This is a genomic window from Ancylobacter sp. SL191 (assembly GCF_026625645.1).
Classification (GTDB): domain Bacteria; phylum Pseudomonadota; class Alphaproteobacteria; order Rhizobiales; family Xanthobacteraceae; genus Ancylobacter.
Map to the genome: position 1 here is coordinate 963,582 of NZ_CP113056.1, position 15,393 is coordinate 978,974.

At 69.9% G+C, this 15,393-nt stretch carries 12 protein-coding genes and 1 pseudogene; 3 read left to right on the forward strand and 10 right to left on the reverse strand.

The window, feature by feature from the left end; genetic code table 11:
- Nucleotides 1-14 precede the first annotated feature (14 nt).
- Nucleotides 15-971 (forward strand): iron exporter MbfA, encoded by a 957-nt coding sequence (mbfA, locus tag OU996_RS04330; protein WP_267584424.1) that lies wholly within the window; start codon nt 15-17, stop codon nt 969-971.
- Between the two features lie 6 nt (nt 972-977).
- On the opposite strand, the gene OU996_RS04335 is transcribed toward mbfA, so the two are convergent.
- The 6 genes and pseudogenes from OU996_RS04335 to OU996_RS04360 form a co-directional block, all read right to left on the reverse strand.
- Nucleotides 978-1,979 carry an asparaginase gene (locus tag OU996_RS04335; RefSeq protein WP_267584425.1) on the reverse strand — a complete coding sequence of 334 codons (1,002 nt, stop codon included), beginning with the start codon at nt 1,977-1,979 and terminating at the stop codon, nt 978-980.
- 67 nt (nt 1,980-2,046) lie between these two features.
- The gene (locus OU996_RS04340) at nt 2,047-2,400 is read right to left on the reverse strand and encodes an antibiotic biosynthesis monooxygenase family protein (protein WP_267584426.1); all 354 of its coding nucleotides are present in this window, start codon (nt 2,398-2,400) and stop codon (nt 2,047-2,049) included.
- Nucleotides 2,401-2,404: 4 nt separating this feature from the next.
- Nucleotides 2,405-3,730: a glycolate oxidase subunit GlcF gene (gene glcF / locus OU996_RS04345; protein WP_267584427.1), complete on the reverse strand. Its 1,326-nt coding sequence runs from the start codon at nt 3,728-3,730 to the stop codon at nt 2,405-2,407.
- A gap of 3 nt (nt 3,731-3,733) precedes the next feature.
- The gene (locus OU996_RS04350; RefSeq protein ID WP_267584428.1) at nt 3,734-4,993 is read right to left on the reverse strand and encodes an FAD-binding protein; all 1,260 of its coding nucleotides are present in this window, start codon (nt 4,991-4,993) and stop codon (nt 3,734-3,736) included.
- A gap of 3 nt (nt 4,994-4,996) precedes the next feature.
- Nucleotides 4,997-6,412 (reverse strand): 8-oxoguanine deaminase, encoded by a 1,416-nt coding sequence (locus OU996_RS04355; protein WP_267584429.1) that lies wholly within the window; start codon nt 6,410-6,412, stop codon nt 4,997-4,999.
- Between the two features lie 139 nt (nt 6,413-6,551).
- Nucleotides 6,552-8,049 (reverse strand): annotated as a pseudogene (locus tag OU996_RS04360) (FAD-linked oxidase C-terminal domain-containing protein).
- A gap of 249 nt (nt 8,050-8,298) precedes the next feature.
- On the opposite strand from OU996_RS04360, the gene OU996_RS04365 reads away from it, so the two are divergent.
- The gene (locus tag OU996_RS04365) at nt 8,299-8,697 is read left to right on the forward strand and encodes a hypothetical protein (protein ID WP_267584430.1); all 399 of its coding nucleotides are present in this window, start codon (nt 8,299-8,301) and stop codon (nt 8,695-8,697) included.
- Between the two features lie 19 nt (nt 8,698-8,716).
- On the opposite strand, the gene OU996_RS04370 is transcribed toward OU996_RS04365, so the two are convergent.
- Nucleotides 8,717-9,415: a hypothetical protein gene (locus tag OU996_RS04370; protein ID WP_267584431.1), complete on the reverse strand. Its 699-nt coding sequence runs from the start codon at nt 9,413-9,415 to the stop codon at nt 8,717-8,719.
- 373 nt (nt 9,416-9,788) lie between these two features.
- Here OU996_RS04370 and OU996_RS04375 point away from each other — a divergent pair, with 373 nt between their 5' ends.
- Nucleotides 9,789-11,096, forward strand: a complete 1,308-nt coding sequence (locus OU996_RS04375) for a DUF3422 family protein (protein WP_267585591.1) — start codon at nt 9,789-9,791, stop codon at nt 11,094-11,096.
- A 237-nt stretch (nt 11,097-11,333) separates the two neighbouring features.
- On the opposite strand, the gene OU996_RS04380 is transcribed toward OU996_RS04375, so the two are convergent.
- From OU996_RS04380 to OU996_RS04390, 3 genes are all read right to left on the reverse strand, one after another.
- Nucleotides 11,334-12,308, reverse strand: coding sequence for a hypothetical protein (locus OU996_RS04380; RefSeq protein ID WP_267584432.1), 975 nt, complete (start codon nt 12,306-12,308; stop codon nt 11,334-11,336).
- Between the two features lie 257 nt (nt 12,309-12,565).
- A complete protein-coding gene (locus tag OU996_RS04385; RefSeq protein ID WP_267584433.1) occupies nt 12,566-13,966 on the reverse strand; it encodes a M16 family metallopeptidase in 1,401 nt (466 codons plus the stop codon).
- Nucleotides 13,963-15,327, reverse strand: a complete 1,365-nt coding sequence (locus OU996_RS04390) for a M16 family metallopeptidase (protein WP_267584434.1) — start codon at nt 15,325-15,327, stop codon at nt 13,963-13,965. Before OU996_RS04390 ends, OU996_RS04385 begins: the two co-directional genes overlap by 4 nt.
- Nucleotides 15,328-15,393: the final 66 nt, after the last annotated feature.

A 15,393-nucleotide genomic window follows, 5' to 3' on the forward strand; every position in this document is an offset into this window, starting at 1 on the left:
AATATGAGGGGCCCATGAAGCGTTTCCACGACCTGTCCGAAGCCGAGATTCTGGCGCTCGCCATCTCCAGCGAGGAGGAGGATGCGCGCATCTATCTCCAGTTCGCCAACCGGCTGAAGGCCGATTACCCGGCCACGGCCGCCCTGTTTGAGCGCATGGCGCAGGAGGAACACGGCCACCGCCACGCCTTGCATGAGATGTTCACCCGCAAGTTCGGCGGCGAACTTCCCTATATCACCCGGCAGGACGTGAAGGGCTTTCTGAAGCGCGACCCGATCTGGCTGCTGGAGACGCTGCGCATCGACACGGTGCGCCGGCAGGCTGAAGTGATGGAGTACGAGGCGCAGCAATTCTACATCAAGGCCGCCGCCCGCACCCGCGATGCCGATACGCACCAGCTTCTGGCCGACCTCGCCGAGGCCGAGGGGAGGCATGAGACGCTGGCGCAGGAGCTCGGCGGGCAGATCGAGACCAGCGGCGCCAAGGAAACCGAGGACGCGGCGGCGCACCGCATCTTCGTGCTGCAGATCGTCCAGCCGGGGCTCGCCGGGCTGATCGACGGCTCGATCTCGACGCTGGCGCCAATCTTCGCCGCCGCTTTCGCCACGCAGGATAGCTGGGCCGCCTTCCTTGTCGGCCTTGCCGCCTCCATCGGCGCGGGCATCTCCATGGGCCTCACCGAAGGACTGTCGGATGACGGCGCCATTACCGGGCGCGGCAGCCCCTGGCCGCGTGGCATCGCCTGCGGGGTGATGACCATGCTGGGCGGGCTCGGCCATACCCTGCCCTATCTGATCCCGGATTTCTGGACCGCCACCGCCGTCGCCGGGGTCGTCGTCGCCATCGAGCTCGCCGCTATCGCCTATGTGCGCATGCGCTACATGGAGACGCCGTTCACCTCGGCCATCGTGCAGGTGGTGCTGGGCGGCATCCTCGTCCTGCTCGCCGGCATCTTCATCGGCTCGTCCTGACCTCGCTCAGGCAAAGGCGGCGAGCGCCTTCTGCAGCGTCGGCCGGTCCCAACCGGCGCGCAGCGCGAGCATGAGCAAGAGCCGCGCCTTCGGGCCGGGCAGGAAGCCGGCGGCGAGGGCGCCGCGCCCGATCAGGTCGATTTCCGAGCCGGGATAGCCATAGGTGCGCTCGAAGGCGGGGCCGGACAGCGTCCGGCTCGCCAGCACGACGGGAAGGCGCGCGGCAACCTCGCCGACGATCTCCGCCACCGGGCCGGGCACATGGCCGGCGCCGGCGCCCTCAATGACGAGGCCGGCAAAGCCGAGACCGGGCGTCGCGGCGATCAGCCGGCCGTCATCGCCCATGCCGATCTTGATGAGCGCCACCGCCGGCGCGTTCCCACCCGCGATGGCCAAGGGTGGCAGGTCGAGCGGGGCAACGCGGGTGAACAGGCGCACGCGCCCTTCCGCCACCAGCCCGAGCGGACCGCCATTATCCGAGGCGAAGGCCGAGGTGAGGCTGGTATGACCTTTGCGCACGAAGCGCGCGGCGTGGATCTCGTCATTCAGCACCACCAGCGTGCCGAGCCCGCGCGCCGCCGGGCTCGCGGCGACGAGGGCGGCGGCGAGCAGATTGGCGGGGCCATCGGCACCGGGCTGCTGGGGTCCGCGCATGGCGCCGACCACCACCACGGGTTTCGGCCCGCGCAGCAGCAGGTCGAGGAGGAAAGCGGTCTCCTCGATCGTGTCCGTGCCCTGAATGACCACGGCGCCGTCGATGTCGCCATCGAAGCCCGCTTCAATGGTGGCGGCGACGGAAAGGATGTTCTCCACCGTCAGCGAGGAACTGCCGACCTTGAAAGGGGAGCGCGCCTCGATCTGCGCCACCTCTGCAAGGCCCGGCACGGCGGCCACCAGCTCGGCGGCGCCCAGCGTCGGCGCGATGCCGCCAGTGCCCGAGCCGGTCATGGTGATCGTGCCGCCCAGCGACAGGACGAGGAGGCGCGGCAGGCGGGAAAGGGTGGCCATGGTCGTTCCGGCGGGTGCGTGAGCGTCGGCGTTCCTATAGCCCCGCGACGCCCGCTTGTCCCGCCCATCAGGGCGCCGGCGGATGAACGGCGCGGCTGTCGGCCGGCGCATCCTCCCGCGCCTCCATCCCGTAATCGCGCAGCACACCGGCGACACGGAGCCGGTAATTGGCGAAGACGCCGCCGCGTCCTTGCGTCTGCGCGCTGCGGTGCGACGGCAGGCAGCGCCAGGCGCGTACCGCCTCCTCGTCGCGCCAGAAGGAGAGCGAGAGCAGCTTGCCGGGCTCGGTCAGGCTCTCGAAGCGCTCCACCGAGATGAAGCCGTCGCGGCCAATGAGGTCCGCGCGCAGGGCGGCGGCCAGCTCCAGATAATGCGCCCGCTCGCCCTCAGCCGGCCAGACCTCGAAGATCACCGCGATCATCGGTTCACTCCGCCGCCACAGCCGGAAGAAGGGGGACCGGGAAGGGCGAGGGCCCGCCCGTCGCCCAATCCAGCAGTTCCACCGTATGCACGACAGGGATCGAGGTGCCGCCGCCGATCTGCGTCATGCAGCCAATATTGCCGGCGGCGATGATCTGCGGCTGGGTGCGCTCGATATTGGCCACCTTGCGGTCGCGCAGCTTCCCGGCGATTTCCGGCTGGAGAATGTTGTAGGTGCCGGCCGAGCCACAGCACAGATGCCCCTCGGCGGGCTCCAGCACGGTGAAGCCGGCCTTCGCCAGCAGCGCCTTGGGGGCGGTGCGCACCTTCTGCCCGTGCTGCAGCGAGCAGGCGGCATGATAGGCGACGCGCAGCCCGGCCGGGATCACCGGCACGGGAAGCTCGCGCTCCACGAGGAACTCGCTCACATCCTTCGCCAGCGCCGAGACCTTCGCCGCCTTCTCGGCATAGGCCGGATCGGTGCGCAGCATATGGCCGTAATCCTTGATCGTCGTGCCGCAACCCGAGGTGGTCACAAGGATCGCGTCGAGCCCCTCGCCCTGAATCTCGCGCCACCAGGCATCGACATTGGCGCGGGCATTGGCGAGCGCGGGCTCTTCCTTGCCCATGTGATGGGTGAGCGAGCCGCAGCAGCCCCCGCCGACCGGGCGGACGATCTCGACACCCATGCGCGTCATCAGGCGGATCGCGGCCTCGTCGATCTCCGGGCGCAGCACCGGCTGGGCGCAGCCATCGAGCAGCGCGACGCGGGCGCGGCGCGGACCCTTCGCCGGGAAGCGCCGCTCGCCCTCGCTCGCCGACCGCGTGGCGGGGCGCGACGGCGCGAGGCGCAGCATAGCGGCAAGCGGGCGCAAAGCGGGGATGGCGTCGAACAGGCCGGCGAAGGGTTTCGCCACCATCGCCCCGCCAATGGCGAGGCGGAACAGCCGGCGGCTCGGCAGCACGCGGGCGAGCAGGGCGCGGATCATCCGGTCGGCAAAGGGCCGCTCATAGGTCTTCTCAATATGATCGCGCGCGTGATCGACGAGGTGCATGTAATGCACGCCCGAGGGGCAGGTGGTCATGCAGGACAGGCAGGACAGGCAGCGGTCAATATGCTTGGCGACCTCGGGCGTCGCCGGCCGGTCATTCTCCAGCATGTCCTTGATGAGGTAGATTCTTCCGCGCGGCGAATCGAGCTCGTCGCCCAAGAGCACATAGGTCGGGCAGGTCGCGGTGCAGAAGCCGCAATGGACGCACGCGCGGAGAACCTGTTCAGACCGTGCCGTCTGCGGATCGGCGAGCTGGGCGAGAGAGAAGCTGGTCTGCATGGCCTAGACTCCCGCATACATGCGGCCGGGGCTGAGCACCCGCGCCGGATCGAAGCCGTGCTTCATCCGCGTCACCAGCGCCTTGGTGACCGGATCGAGCGGCTGGAACACCTCCTCGCCCGCCCGTGCGCCGGCGCTGGCGCGGATCAGCGTCGCGTGTCCGCCGCCCATTGCCGCAACGGCGGCACGAACCTCGGCGGTGCGCGGCGTGCCATCGGGCAGGGCGATCCAGACAAGGCCGCCGGCCCAGTCATAAAGCGCCCGCGCGCCGAGCGGTCGCAGCGCCGCCACCACGCTCGCGCCGGCCATGGGCGCGACCGAGACCCGCCAGATGGCGGGGCCAACGTCCAGCGTCTCGCCCGGAGCGAGCGCGAACGGCTCCACATCGCGCACCGTCCGCCAGAAGGCGCGGGAGGCGTCGGCGTCGAGGAAGGAGAGTTCGCCACGTCCGCCGAGCAGCGCCTCCAGCTTGCCGCGCCGGTGCAGGATGGAGGGCTTCACCCCCTCCAGCCGCAGCGCCGTCACCGCCCGGCCCGCCCCGGCCACCGCCGGCACAAGGCCGGCGATGTCGGCGGGCAGATGCGCGGCACCGGACACGTCGTAATAGGAGCCCATCGCCGCGCTCATGGCGCTGGCGGCAGCTGCGTCATCCAGCCCGAGGATGAGCAGCGTCTCCACCGTCTCCGGGCGCGGCAGCACCTTGATGGTGAGGTCGATGAACGCGGCAAGCGTGCCGTGCGAGCCGGAAAGGCCACGCGGCAGGTCATAGCCGGTGACGTTCTTCACCACCCGCCCGCCGGCCTTGAACGCCTCGGCGCGGCCGGAGACGGCACGCACGCCCAGCGCATGGTCGCGCGCGGCGCCCGCGCTCGGCCGTCGCGGTCCGGCGAGGTTGCAGGCCATCACCCCACCCAGCGTGCCGCCGCCCGCCGGCTGGCCGAGCAGCGGGCCATAATCCATCGGCTCGAAGGCCATCATCTGGTGGGAGGCCGCCACCAGCGCCTCGATCTCGGCGATCGGCGTGCCCGCCTTGGCGCTCAGCACCAGTTCTTCCGGCTCATAGAGCGTGACGCCGGTGAGCGCCTTCAGCTCCAGCGTCGCGTCGGTCTGGATGTGGCGCCCGAGCCCGGCCTTGGAGCCGGCGCCGGCGACATCGAGCGTGCGCCCGTTCGACACCGCCCAGGCGACGGCCTCCACCACCTCGGCCTCGTCGCGCGGGCAGAGCCGTTCAGTGGCGGTCGGCTCCTCAAGCAGGGCACTCATGGCTTACTCCGCGAGCGCGGCGAGCCGCGCGGCATGTCGGTTATGCTCGGCGACCACAGCCGGCAGGTCGATGGTGACGATCCGCCCCTGCGCCACCACCGGGCGGCCGTGGACCACGGTGAAGGCGGCAGGGCCGGGCGTGCAGAACAAGGCGGCGGCGACGGGATCGGACAGGCCACCGGCAAAGGCGACATCGTCGAGCCGCAGCGCGAAGAAATCCGCGCATTTGCCCGGCTCCAGCGAACCGATATCTGAACGCCCGAGCACCGAGGCGCCGCCCAGCGTGGCGAGTTCCAGCGCCTCGCGCGCGCTCATCCACTCCGCATCGCGGGAGGGATCGGAGGTCGAGAGCGTGGTGTCCGGCCCCTCGGGCGGGCGCAGGGAGATCTGCAGCCGCGCCAACAGCATGGCCTGGCGCGCCTCGGTCAGCAGGTTGTTGCCATCATTCGACGCCGAGCCGTCCACCCCGAGCCCGACCTTCACGCCGGCGCGCCGATAGGCTTTCACCGGGGCGATACCGGAGGCGAGGCGCATATTCGAGGACGGGCAATGGCACACGCCGACCCCGGCGCCGGCAAAGCAGCCGATCTCGTGATCGTTCACATGCACCGCATGGGCGAACCAGACATCGTCGCCCAGCCAGCCGAGTTCTTCCATGTAAGCGACCGGCCGCTTGCCGAAGCGCTCCAGCGTGTAGCGTTCCTCGTCGATGGTCTCGGCCAGATGGGTGTGCAGCCGCACGCCCTTGGCGCGGGCGAGAGCTGCGCTGTCGCGCATCAGGCCGGGCGTCACCGAGAAGGGCGAGCAGGGGGCCAGCGCGATCTGCAGGAGCGCGCCGGGCGCAGGGTCGTGATAGCGGGCGATAACGCGCTCAGAGTCGGCAAGGATGTCCTCTTCCCGCTCCACGCACTCATCCGGCGGCAGGCCGCCCTTGGACTGGCCGAGCGACATGGAGCCGCGCGAGACCATGAAGCGCATGCCGATCTCGCGGGCGGCGCCGATCTGGTCGTCGACCTTGCAGCCATTGCGGAACACATAGGCGTGGTCGAAGGCGGTGGTGCAGCCGCTGAGCGCGAGTTCGGCGAGGCCGACCAGCGTCGCCGTGCGCGAGGCCTCCGGCGTGCGCGCCGCCCAGAGCCGGTAATGCGCCTTGAGCCAGCGGAACAGATTGACGTTCTGCGCGGCGGGCAGATTGCGCGTCAGCGTCTGGTCGAGGTGGTGGTGGCAATTGACCAGGCCGGGCAGCACCACATGGCCAGCAAGGTCCATCACCATGTCGGCGGTGGCCGGCAGGGTCTCGCTCGGGCCGACCTCAACGATCATGCCGTCGCGGGCGAAAATCCCGCCGCCGGCGATCTCGCGCCGGGTGCCGTCCATGGTGACGAGAACGGTGGCATTGCGGACGAGAAGGGTGGTCACGGACCGAACTCCTTCCACCCGCCGTCATCCCGGACGACGCACCGCGTCGATCCGGGATCGCGAGCCGGTTGGCGATCCCGGCTCTGCGCGCTGACGCGCTCCGGCCGGGATGACGAATGTGGAGCCGACGGCCCGCGCATCAGAACCTCGGAATGTCGGGGAAGGGCAGCTTGCCGCCGGAGACGTGCATGCGGCCGAGTTCGGCGCAGCGGTGCAGCACCGGGAACACCTTGCCGGGGTTCAAGAGCGCATCGGGATCGAAGGCGCATTTCAGCCGCTGTTGATGGGCGAGGTCGATCTCGTTGAACATGGAGGGCATGAGGTCGCGCTTCTCGACGCCCACCCCATGCTCGCCGGTGAGCACACCACCCACCTCGACGCAAAGCAGCAGGATGTCGGCGCCGAAGGCCTCCGCCTTGTCGAGCTCGCCGGGCGTGTTGGCGTCGTAGCAGATCAGCGGGTGCAGATTGCCGTCGCCGGCATGGAAGACATTGCCGCATTTGAGGCCGTATTTCTCCGACATCGCCTCCATGCGGCGGAGCACCTCGGGCAGCGCCTTGCGCGGAATGGTGCCGTCCATGCAGAGATAATCCGGCGAGATGCGGCCGACCGCCGGGAAGGCCGCCTTGCGCCCGGCCCAGAAGGCGACGCGCTCCTCCTCGCTGGTCGAGGCGCGCAGCGTCTGGCAGCCGAGCGTGCCGGCGATCTGCGCGACGCGCTCGATGAGGTGGTTCACCTCCGCTTCCGGCCCGTCCAGCTCGACGATCAGCAGCGCCTCGACATCGAGCGGGTAGCCAGCGCCGAGAAAGGCCTCGGCGGCGTGGACCATCATGCGGTCCATCATCTCCATGCCACCGGGAATGATGCCGGCGGCGATGATGGCGGCGACGCAGGCCCCCGCTGCCTCGGAGGAGGGGGAAGCCCACCAGCACGGCGCGCGCTGTCTCAGGCTTCTTGAGGATGCGCACCGTCACCTCGGTGACGACGCCGAGCAGACCCTCCGAGCCGACGATGAGGCCGAGCAGGTCCAGCCCGCCGGAATCGAGGTGCTGGCCGCCGAGGCGCACCACCTCGCCGGTGATCAGCACCATCTCGACGCCCAGCACATTGTTGGTGGTGAGGCCGTATTTCAGGCAATGCACGCCGCCGGAATTCTCGCCGACATTGCCGCCAATGGTGCAGGCGATCTGCGAGGAGGGGTCGGGCGCGTAATAGAAGCCCTCATGCGCCACGGCGGTGGTGATGCCGAGATTGGTCACGCCCGGCTGCGCCGTCACGGTGCGGTTGGCGAAGTCGATGTCGAGTATGCGGTTGAACTTGCCCATGCCGAGCAGAATGCCGTCGGCCAGCGGCAGCGCCCCGCCGGAGAGCGAGGTTCCCGCCCCGCGCGGCACGACGGGAATGCCATTGGCGTTGGCATAGGCCAGAACCTGCGAGACCTGCTCGGTGGTCGAGGGCAGCACCACGGCGAGCGGCAGCTGGCGATAGGCGGTGACGCCGTCGCTCTCATAGGGGCGCATCTCGTTGAGGGAATCGATCACCCCCTCGCCCGGCACGATGGCGCGCAGATCGGCGATGATCTCGGCCCGGCGGGCCAGCACATCAGCCTTCGGTGCGGGCATGACGAGACCGGACATGGCGCTTCTCCCCTGACCACGTGCCGTTGAACGGACGTGCTTGCGGTTTCGACCCATTCTAGGGAATAGCGGCTCGGTACACCATGGTCAAAAAAAATGACCACGCATGCCATCACACCTTCGTCGCCCCGACCGATCCGGTGGCGCGCCCGCCCTTGCGCCGGATCAAGGCGGCGCCATGTGCTTCATTCTAGGCAGACAAAGCCAAGCGCGAGGGGGCACGCGCCCCGATAAAAGAGGAAACATCCCATGTCCGAGGTCGACACCGCCACGCTGCAGCGCATCCGCCTGCATCTCGCCCGCTCGCCGGAGTTCCCCGCCGGCAGCGCCCGCCATGGCTATGAGTTCCTCGCGCCGCTCGACGCCGCCGGCCATATCGACCTCGCGGCGTGGAAGGGGCTACGCGAGCGCTGCACCGTCACCCGCTTCTGGGGCCATGACGCGCCCGAGCACGGCCATCTCGTCCACCGCGCGGGCGGGACGCAGGGAGCGACCTGGGTGTTCGATTATGAGCCGGGGGCGAGCGAGGATGACGAGGCGGGCTACCGCTTCGGCGATCATGCCTTCGTGCCGGGCGAGTATGTGTCGGTGCGCGAGGAGGACGGCGACATGCACACTTTCGTGGTGTTCTCGGTGGTCGCCGCCTGAAAAGGGCGGGACGCGCGCCTCAGTTCGGCGCGCGGATCACCGCCGGCTCGGCCGCCGGCGTGGCGGGAGCGGCGGCAGTCTCGGTCGCGGACGGCGCCGTCACCGCCGCGGAGGGGGCGGCGGCTGCCGGGGTCGCCGGCGCGGGGGCGGCGACCTGCGGGGCCGGGCGCGGGGCGCGGGGGCGGGCCGGCTTCTCGATCATGGCGATCACCCGCAGGTGCAGCTCGGCCGCCTTTTCGATGTTGAAATGGGTGAGCTGCCCGGCGCCGGTGAGGTCGACATTGTCGACGCGCGGGCCGGACACCGCCTTGCCGGCGCCGCCAGACTGATAATAGTTCACCACCTTGCCGATCTTGGCCGAGGCGGTCTTCAGCGACACGGGATCGAAGGTGACGACCAGCGGCACGGGCACACCGGCGGCGCTCACCTTGTTGGCCATGTCGACCGCCGCGTCGGCGCCCAGCGAATGGCCGATGATGATGACCGGGGTCGGGCGGCGCTTGCCGGCCCGCGCATCCTCGATCGCGACATTGGCCAGCGTCTGCCAGTCGACATAGGAATGCACGCTCGCCTTGATGCCGCGCGCGTTGAGCTTGGCGGTCAGGTCGTCCATGCCGAAGGAGAAGATGTTGGCCAGCCCGCGCATCAGATAGACCCGCACCTGCGGGGCGTTGCGGTTCTGGCTCTGGGCGTTCGCGGCGGCCGGAAGAAACGTCATCAGCGCCGCCACGAGAGCGACGACGGCAAGAGCCCAAGACCGCGCGAACTTCATGTCCCGATTCCCGAATTGACCAACATTGTTCATGACTCCCGCGAACGCGGCAAATCAAACGAATTTTGTTCCGTTCTGACTTACCAACGCGGCTGATGCCGGCGGGCAACAGGCGGTGACGGGTAAACCCGCGCCGATGCCGCACGTCCCAGCCCCTTGCCAGAGCGGCGTGCGCATGCAACCGACTGGTACCGTCCAAAGTTCCACGCGCGGCGGCGGAGAGCCGGGACAGCGGGCGAACAGGGAGCCAGAGACCGTGACGACCAGTCCCTCCGCCACTTCCGGGCGCGCCGCCGGGCGCGGCGATGCCGGGCCGAGCCTGCCCAATGCCGGCGCTTTCTACGATCATCCGCTGCGCGCGCCGGTGCTCGCCGAGCTGCATGCGCGGCCCTTCGTGCCGGTGAGCACGCCGGCGCGCATCCTCCATGTCGCCTTTCTCGTCGACCGCGCGCAGGCCAAGGCCGACCGTGCCGCCTTCGCCGCGCTTTGCGTCGCGCGCGGCCAGTCGGGCCCGCACCGCGACGCCAAGCAGCACCGCGTGGCCTTTGGCGGCGCCGTGCTGCGCTGGGAACGCCATGCCGAGTTCACCACCTATACGTGGGAACTGCCGGCGGAGGATCTGACCGAGGGTGGCCTGCCTTTCCACCCCTCCTCCGGGAGCCTCGCCCGCACGCTGCTGCAAGTGCCGCAGCCCGGCCCGCTGCTGGTCGCGGTCGACCTGCAATTGGTGACCGACACCGCCGACGCGCTGCCGCTCGACCGGCTGTTCGACCGCTCCAGCCTCGCGCGCTCGGATGTCGAGGACGGCCTTGCCGAGATCGCCACCGATTTCCAGCCGGACCCGTCCGGCTTCGTGCGCATCCTCGTGCGCGACCGGGGCATGACGGATGATGCCGCCGGCGCGCTGATCCAGCGTGTGCTGGAGGTCGAGACCTACCGCACCCTCGCCTTGCTCGGCCTGCCGGAAGCGCAGCGCCTCGCCCCCACCGTGGCGCGGATCGAGAACGAGCTGAGCACGCTCACCCGCGAGATGCGCGACACCGAGGGTCTGGCGGCCAACAACAAGCTGCTGGACGCGCTCACCACGCTGGCCTCCGAGCTGGAGGCGGACGCCGCCGCCTCGCTGTTCCGCTTCGGCGCGACGCGGGCCTATGACGAGATCGTCGACGACCGGCTGCAGGCGATCGGCGAGCAGCCGATTTCGGGCCACCCGACCTGGCAGCAATTCCTCTCGCGCCGGCTGCAACCGGCCATGCGCACCTGCCAGGCCATCGAGCAGCGGCAGGCGGGGCTGTCGGTCAAGCTGTCAAGCGCCGCCAACCTGCTGCGCACCCGCGTCGATGTCGAGCTCGAGCAGCAGAATCGCGACCTGCTGCGCTCGATGAACCGGCGCGCGCGCATGCAGCTGCGCCTGCAGCAGACGGTCGAGGGCCTCTCGGTCGCGGCCATCTCCTATTACGTCATCAGCCTGCTGCATTACGCCCTCGAAGGTCTTCACGCGCGCTTCGAGGCGTGGGGGCTGCATGTCGATATCGGGCTGGTGACCGCCATCGCCGTGCCGCTGGTGGCGCTCACCATCTGGAGCGGCGTGCGCCGTATCCGCAAGGGCCACTTCGACGAAGAATGAGGCGCGGACAAGGGGCTCGCCCGCAGGCGGATCTCCGTCATCCCCCGGACTTGATCCGGGGATCCATGACGTTGCCGTTCATCCGACGGCATCCAGCACGTGGATGGCCGGGTCAAGCCCGGCCATGACGATGGGTAGGTTGAGCGCCCCAGAGGGACGAGGCGGGACGCGCTCCCGGCTCGGCCTTCGGCCGGCCGGGATGACGGTTCACGAGGCGGGCGGCGCGGACCGGCCGTGTTACTGCGCGAAGGTGCCGGTGGAGGGCGCGGGGGCGCCGATCCATTGGGTATCGCCGCTGCTCGCGGCAGGGGCGGCCGTAGCAGGCGCCGCCGCGGCGGGCGCGGTGGTGGCAGGAGCGGCGGCAGCCGGAGCGGCGGTGGCGGGAGCACTTGCCGCCGGTGTCGTCGGCACGGCGCGGACCGGGGCGGTCGCGGCCGGCGCGGCGGTGGCCGGAGCCGCCTGAACCGGGGTGGTCTGCGCGGCGGGCGCGGTACGGGGCGGCGTGGTCGCCGCTGCCGGGCGGGTCGCGGCGGGCGCCGCGCTGGTGGCAGGCGCCGGGGTTACCGGACGCGGCCGGGTCTGCTGCTGCGCCGGGCGCGGGCGCGCCGCCGGCTTCTCATTGGCGCCCTGCGGATCGAAGCCGACATAGACCACGTATTTGTCGAGCACGTCGGCGCTCGGGCGCGGGAAGCTGATGTCGTCAGCCACCAGGGCGAAATCGACCTGCAGCACGCTCGGCCCGATCTCCACCGGCACGGAATAGAACTTCGTCCAGATCGACTGCGGCGAGGGGCCCTCATGCACCACCGCGACGCGGATCGGCACGGTCACCCGGCCGGGCCCGCCCTTGGCACCGAGCAGCACGCGGCCCTGAATGCCCACGCGCATGGTCATGTCGGGCGAGCTGTAGCGGCATTCGCGCGAGAACTGGCCGAGCGTCGCCTGATAACGCACGCCGCCATCGCCCGGCTCTGTCACCTGATAGGCGGCCGCTCCGCCGCGCACCTCGACAGAGGGGCAGGAAAAGTCGGAAGTATCGCCGGCCGGCCCGGTCGCATTGGCCGTGGCTTCGACCGTGGTGGTCTGGATCTGCGAGCCGAACAGGCCCTGATTACCGGCATCGCCGGTCCCCATCGGGCCTTCATTACCGCCGCCGCCGCCAATGCCGGCACCGGCACAGCCGGCCAGCAACAGGCCAAGAGGGAGAAGCATCAGGGCGCTCCGAAGGCCCCGACCCTCGCCCCTCGGGCGGCTTAGGTTCAGCAGTTCAGCTCCACGCATACACATACTCCCCGCCGAGGCTGGTAAGACCGCCACGGCCCCGGCACAGCGGAGCCCGGCCCCTTCGACACATTCGACCGGCGGCTCTTATAGCAGGCGATCACGCGCGGGGGGAACATGCGCCGGAAGGAGTTTGCGTGGCAGGAAAACGCCGGCCGTGAGGCCGGCATTGCCGGAGATGAGAGGGCTCAGCCGCCCTGCGCGGGTGTGGGCGCAATACCCGTGGGCTTGCCGACCAGCGAGAACAGCAGCGCCGGGTTCTCGCGCAGCTTGGCGGCGACGCGCTTGATGTCGTCCAGCGTCACGGCGGCGACCAGCGCGTTGCGCCGGTCGATATAGTCGATGCCGAGATTGTCGATCTGCATCTGCAGCAGCTGGGAGGCGACTTTGGCCGAGCTGTCGAAGCGCAGCGCGAAGGAGCCGATGAGGTAGCTCTTGGCGTCCTCCAGTTCGGCCGGGCTCGGCCCGTCGGTCAGCAGCTTGAGATATTCCGCCCGGATCAGCTCGATGGATTCCGCCGCGCGGTCGTTCTTGGTGGCGGTGCCGCCGAGGATGAGGGCGGCATGGTCGAGCGGGGCGAGGTGGCTGTACACCGAATAGGCGAGGCCGCGCTTCTCGCGCACTTCCTTGAACAGGCGCGAGGAGAAGGCCGAACCGCCGAGCATGTGGTTGAGCACGAAGGCCGGGATGAAGTCCGGGTCGTCGCGCATCAGCCCGATGCCGCCGAAAATCACCGAGGTCTGCGGGACGTCGAGCTCCTTCACCACGGTGGTGCCGAGGCCCTGCGGCACGATGTCGGGCACGGGGGTGAGCTGGGCTTTGGCCGGGAGCGCGCCGAACATCTGGTCGAGCGCCGGGGCGAGCGTCGCCGCGTCGATGTCGCCGACCACGGCGATCTTGAGATTGTCGCGCGCCAGCGTGCGCGTGGCAAAGCCGGCGAGATCGGCACGGCTGATGGCCGGCACGCTCTCCAGCGTGCCGGCGACCGGGCGGCCATAGGGATGGTTGGGGAAGGCCGTCGCCGACCAGCCGAGGCTCGCCAGCGTCGACGGGTCGTTCAGCCGCCGGCGCAGGCCCGCGAGCTGCCCCTGGCGGATGCGCTCCACTGCCTCGTCGTCGAAGCGCGGGGCGCTGACCGCAAGGCGCATCAGCTCGAAGGCCGGGCCGATATTCTCCGACAGGGTGCGCAGCGAACCGCCGACGGAATCGCGCGAGGCGTCGAAGCGCAGCTCGATCGCCTTCTCCGCCATGCGGTCCTGGAAGGCGCGGGCGTCGAGATCGCCGGCGCCCTCGTCGAGCAGCGAGGCCATGAGATTGGCGGTGCCGGGCTTCTGCGCCGGATCCTGCGCCGCGCCGCCGATGAAGGCGACCTCCATGGCGACCAGCGGCAGGGTGGTGTCATGCACCAGCCAGGCCTCGATGCCGCCGGGGCTCACCACGCGCTGGATACGGGTGGTCTCCGACTGGGCGGGGGTGACGGGGGCGAGGGCAATGGTCATGGCGGCAACAACCGGGGCAAGGGCCTTGACGGCCTTGGAGAAACGGGCAGCAACGGGCGCGGTGGGGGACAGGCGCGCGAGCCCGCTCATGAACGCTTCTCCGGCTGGGGGGCGGCGGGCGGCGGGTTGGTCGGCTGCGGGGCGACCTGGCGCAGCTCGCTGGTCACGGCGCGGGCGGGGATCAGGTAGCGCCGGGCGACGTCGCGCACCTCCTCGGCGGTGACCTGCTTCACCATGTCGGGCCACAGCTTCACGTCCTCGGCGGTGGAACCGGTGGTAAGCGCGGCGCCGTAGATGCGGGCAAGCGTCGCCTGATTGTCCTGCGCATAGATGGCTTCGGCGACGAGACGGGTCTTGGCGCGCTCCAGCTCGGCGGCGTCCGGCCCGTCCTTGGCCAGTGTGCCGATCACCTCGTCAAGCGCGGTCTCCAGCGCCTCCATGGTGACTTCCGGGCGCGGGCTTACCGACACGCCGAAGCGCGTGGCATCGAGCGCGGTGGACTGATACCAGGCGCCCGCATTCGCGGCGATCGCCTTGTCGACTACCAGCGCGCGGTAGAGGCGCCCGGTGGCGCCGCCGCCCAGCACCTGCGAGAGCACGTCGAGGGCGACGCTCTCCTTCTTGTCCATGCGGTAGGACGGCACGAGATAGGTGCGCCCGAGGCTCGGCTGGCCGACACGCGGGTCCGCCAGCACGAGGCGGCGCTCGGCGCGCGGCGTCGGCTCCTGCGGTCGCTCGCGCAGCGCGGTGTCGGCGCGGCGCGCGACCTTGCCATAGGTGGCCTCGGCGAGGGCCTTCACCTCGGCCGGTTCGACATCGCCGGCGACGACGAGGATCGCGTTGTTCGGCGTGTAGAAACGCTCATAGAAGGCCAGCGCATCCGTGCGGTTCAGCTCGCGGATTTCGTCTTCCCAGCCGATGATCGGGTGGCCATAGGGATGGTTGACGAACATCGCCGCCTGCGCGGCTTCCGAGAGCTGCGCGGCCGGGTCGTTGTCGGTGCGCATGCGGCGCTCTTCCAGCACCACGTCGCGCTCGGGCAGCACCACCTCGTCGGTGAGCACGAGCCCGGTCATGCGGTCGGCCTCGAATTCCATGACGCGGCCGAGATGATCCTTGGCGACGCGCTGGAAATAGGCGGTGTAGTCCTGCGAGGTGAAGGCGTTCTCCTGGCCGCCCAGCGTCGCCACCACCTGCGAGAACTCGCCCGCCGGGTGCTTGGCGGTGCCCTTGAACATCAGATGCTCAAGGAAATGGGCGATGCCGGACTTGCCGCCGACCTCATCGGCCGAGCCGACACGATACCAGACCATATGGGTGACCACCGGCGCGCGGTGATCGGGCACGACCACGACCTGCATGCCATTGTCGAGCGTGAACTCGGCGACATCGCCCGCGCGGGCGGCCGTGGTCGAGGCGAGCGAGGCGGCAATCAGCATCACGGCGGACATCAGCTTTCCAGTCGACAGGGTTCCAGACGGCGAAGTTCCAGACAGCATGTGCGGTCACGGTATCCG